This is a genomic window from Caballeronia humi, assembly GCF_001544475.1.
GTDB classification, from domain to species: domain Bacteria; phylum Pseudomonadota; class Gammaproteobacteria; order Burkholderiales; family Burkholderiaceae; genus Caballeronia; species Caballeronia humi.
Map to the genome: position 1 here is coordinate 1 of NZ_FCNW02000172.1, position 1,527 is coordinate 1,527.

Genomic DNA, 1,527 nt, shown 5'->3' on the forward strand with positions numbered 1-1,527 from the left:
ATCCACGCAACGCGCAAGATCGAAGAGGGCGCAGAGACTTCATTGACTACCAGCTTGACGTCGAAGCGCGCAGAACAGCGGCACTGAGACGGATGTACGCGTGTCGCTGCGGCGCTCGCCGATGTCGAGGAACGATGCTGGGGTCCCGTCGGTAGGGTTCGGTCGCTACTTGCACCATGATGTGGCGGCGAGAACAACCAAGGGAGCTTGGTGGCAGCTTCCTAGAAGCGGTAAAATCGATTAGCCTGATCGCTCTTCATGGACCTTTCCTGAGCGCGACGATGATGCAGCAGACCATGCAGCAACTCGATATATTCGCCGACAGCCGTGACGTGGCATTGCGCAATGACGTGGTGGCGCAGTTGCAGCGTCGCAACGCGGCGGACGCACGAAAGACACTGATGCTGCTTGCCTGCGAGTACGCGACCGACAGCGCGCTACCTGCGATGACCGTGCTTGTCCGAGAACTCGAGAACGCATCAACGCTTCCCGTGACCGACCACGCCGAGTTGGCCGCGCTCCTCCGTCGCTTGGAGAATGAGGTGGCACCCGCTGCGCGGCAGGTACTGCCTGAGCACGACGCTCGATCGTGGTTGGCTCCGTGCTGGCGTGCGCTTGCCCAGCGCGCCGCAGCGTTGACGTATTGTGGAATCCACATTGACAGTCACGCGGCACCCCTGTGGCTTCGCGCCGGCGAATGGTCCGCGGCAAGCGATGCGATTGACACGATTGAGTCTTGGTGGCGCATTCCATCACCGCTCGCATGGATGACCGAGGCGCGCTATCGGGCGGCCGGAGTAGACGCAGCGTGGCCGCTACTCGCGGAATTGGCGTGGTTAGCGCCGCCCCAGTTCGCCGCGCTACTCGTCAAGATGGGAGACGCCGCACTCGACAAGCTGCGCCGACGCTTCGATGCGGAGTTCCTTGGCACAGGCGAAACCGAAGATTATGCATGGTTCCCGGCGTTCCTGCTGGTCATCAAACCAGCGCTTGCGGGCAGACTAGGCGAGGCGCGCGTGCAACGCGACCTGCCGGCATCACGGGCGACCGCGTTGCTCGGGGAGATTCTGCGGCGGGAACATGAAGGCGGCCAGCAGGAACTGATCGCCCTTCGTCAACAGCTCGGCCGCTTGCACGCGGGGCTGTTTGACGTGTACATGACGACACGGAAAGTGCATCATCAATGATTTAGGCTGTGGTCCAGGCCTCACTTTCGAACGGTTGCTGCAAATTGTTTCCCGGAGGGGAACACGAACGCGTGCGGAGATGCTATCGCCATAGCTGACCCGTTGTGCTCGATCACTTTCGAGTTCAGAGGACCTGTAGCACCAGCTGAAATAGGCGAATGCGGCGCGGCGTACCCCGCCACCGAACTTGGGGTATTCGTACCTTTCGTGCAAACTCGGGCGGTTTTTAAAACGAAAATTCATTTCTGATCAATAGCTTGCGAGATTGAGCTTCGACAAGATGCCAGAGCACGGCGGAGTCTTGCTGGATAAGGGCTGCGGAAACTCATCGCCAGAATTT

General features: G+C 60.2%; 1 protein-coding gene. It reads left to right on the forward strand.

All coding sequences use genetic code 11. The features are described from left to right. Positions 1 to 281: 281 nt before the first annotated feature. Positions 282 to 1,187: a hypothetical protein gene (locus tag AWB65_RS34835; RefSeq protein WP_087671258.1), complete on the forward strand. Its 906-nt coding sequence runs from the start codon at positions 282 to 284 to the stop codon at positions 1,185 to 1,187. The last annotated feature ends 340 nt before the right edge of the window (positions 1,188 to 1,527 follow it).

What these genes read in the sequence shown, in the direction of transcription:
- AWB65_RS34835 (WP_087671258.1), top strand. Translation starts at nt 282, where the DNA reads ATGATGCAGCAGACCATGCAGCAACTCGATATATTCGCCGACAGCCGT.